Origin of the sequence: Serratia sp. MMO-28 (assembly GCF_037199905.1) — a bacterium.
Taxonomy (GTDB): domain Bacteria; phylum Pseudomonadota; class Gammaproteobacteria; order Enterobacterales; family Enterobacteriaceae; genus Chania; species Chania oryzae.
Genome location: NZ_JBBCVB010000097.1, coordinates 1 through 372 on the forward strand (window position 1 = coordinate 1; position 372 = coordinate 372).

The 372-nt window shown below is 56.7% G+C and carries 1 protein-coding gene; it reads right to left on the reverse strand.

Going from position 1 to position 372, the window contains the following annotated elements; all coding sequences use genetic code 11:
* On the reverse strand, positions 1–372 hold a 372-nt coding region (locus tag WG891_RS26700), incomplete at both ends, for an autotransporter outer membrane beta-barrel domain-containing protein (RefSeq protein ID WP_337265106.1).

The following is a 372-nucleotide window of genomic DNA, read 5'->3' on the forward strand; positions in this document are numbered from 1 at the left end:
GTCTTTCCCCATCTGCGTGTCGTTCGACAGTTTGGCCCCCAGACGGGTCTGCAGATTGTTGTTGCCGCTCTGCTGCACCAGAGAGCCGTTGTTTTGCAGGTCACTCATCTTCGCCCCGTTCAGCGTCAACTGCGCCTGCGGTGTGAGATAGGTGTTATTCTCCTCACCCTGATAGATTTCAATCGGATAGCCGCCTTCCAGCGAGGTGCTCACGCCGCGCAGATGGTAATTACCGCTGTCGTAGGCACTGCTGCTGACCGAGGCATTGAACCATTCGTACTGCAACCAGCCATGCACATACGGACTATGGCGTTCGCTGGCATTCGCATACCAGGTACCGTACACCCCGACCGTATAGCCCGTCAGGCTGTT